This window comes from Priestia sp. P5_B4 (genome assembly GCF_056400385.1).
Map to the genome: position 1 here is coordinate 1 of NZ_JBFULJ010000812.1, position 1738 is coordinate 1738.

Sequence of the window (1738 nt, forward strand, 5' to 3'; positions counted from 1 at the left end):
GGCAATATAGCTGTATTATCTAAAAAAATAAAAGGCGGCAGAATTCATGTATTCTGCCGCTTTCTGCTTTATCATTTAACTTCTTGGCCAAAGCATAACGGCTACGCCAATCAGACACACAAGTCCGCCAATCCAATCATATGTATCGGGCATTTTTTTATCAACCCACCACGCCCAAAACAGGCTTAAAAMAATAAAAATACCGCCGTAAGCTGCATATACACGTCCAAAGTCCGGGAACGACTGCCACGTAGCAATGACGCCGTACAGCACCAAAGCAATACCGCCCAGAAGTCCTAACCAGCTTGATGCTCCTTCGCGCAGCCACTGCCAAATCAAATAGCCTCCGCCAATTTCAGCAAGACCCGCTAAGATAAAAAGAAAAATCGCTTTAATCATAAACTACGCTCCTTATACCATCATTTCGTCTCTTTATTCTATCTTACTTTTTTCGTTTGATGAACCATTTGTTCKTTTTAAATAAGTACACTGGAAAGCATTCCTTTATCAATTTGTCTTCAAACCTGCTAAACTATTAATAGTATGAGTTTATGTAAAATGTTTGTACGAGTACAAAGAGTCATCCAATTATTGAGGCTCAGCGCACTTTTGCAAAAGGTAGAAGTTAGCAGGAAATTGACTATTTAAAAGAATAAAACGTTTAACAGTATAAAGCAGTAAAAAGAATGCAGATATAGGGGTTTGGTAAAATGAGTTTAGATCATAAAGTAATACGCATTGAGCTGCCTACGCCATTTCCAATTGGACCAGTGAATGTGTTTTTATTAAAAGCAGACAAGGTAACGTTAATTGATGCAGGTATGAAAACCAAAGAAGCGTGGAATGTTTTTGAAGAGGCGCTTCGTAAAGAAKGATATAAAGTAACAGACATTGAACAAGTGATTCTTACTCATCAGCATCCGGATCACACTGGATTTTTAGAATGGCTGCCGAGTGATATACCGGTTTACGGTCATAAGCTTGTGGAGCCTTGGATTTACCAAGATGAAGAGTTTGTTCAGCAGCATAATGAGCTATACCGTAATTTCCTTATGGAGTTTGGAGTAAGTGATGATGTAATGGATACATGGCTTCGTAAAGCAACGGCTGCAATTCAAGTATATTCACCTAAAGGGCAGAAGCTAGCAGGGTATTTGAAAGAAGGAGATACACTTCCGTATGCCAGTGATTGGGAAGTGATTGAAACGCCGGGACATTCCTTGAGTCAGCTGATGTTTTACAACCGAAAAGAAAAAGTCGCGTTTGGCGGAGATCATATTTTGCCAAAAGTACCCTCAAATCCATATTTAGAGCCGACCATTCAAAATCCTAAGCCAAAGCCGCTATTGGACTACTTGGCGTCTCTTGAAAAAACGTTGAACTACGACATTGATTTGATTTATAGCGGACATGGTGAACCGCTTAGTGATATTCATTCTTTAATTATGGAACGTATTCAAAAGCAGCATAAATGGGCGCTGCGCGTGTTACAAGTAATGGGTGAAGGAAAAAAAACAACGCTTGAAATCAGCGMAGCTTTTTTCCCGGATATGTATCAAAAAGCACCGGACTTTATTTTCTCAGAAGTGTACGGCCAGCTTACGTATTTAGAGAAAGAAGGATACGTTGAATTAACAAAAAATGAAGATGGCGTCTTGCTGTGGGAAACTACACGTGTGCTTGCTCCTCAGTCATAACATAAAAAACCAGCTTCTATAAAGAAGCTGGTTTTTATGCT

At 39.5% G+C, this 1738-nt stretch carries 2 protein-coding genes; one reads left to right on the forward strand and one right to left on the reverse strand.

All coding sequences use genetic code 11. From position 1 onward, the window contains the following. Positions 1-75 precede the first annotated feature (75 nt). Positions 76-399, reverse strand: a complete 324-nt coding sequence (locus AC1DRF_RS26230; protein ID WP_477742106.1) for a YnfA family protein — start codon at positions 397-399, stop codon at positions 76-78. Between the two features lie 311 nt (positions 400-710). Between AC1DRF_RS26230 and AC1DRF_RS26235 the strand changes: the two genes are divergently transcribed. Further along, positions 711-1697, forward strand: coding sequence for an MBL fold metallo-hydrolase (locus AC1DRF_RS26235; protein WP_477742107.1), 987 nt, complete (start codon positions 711-713; stop codon positions 1695-1697). Positions 1698-1738 lie beyond the last annotated feature (41 nt).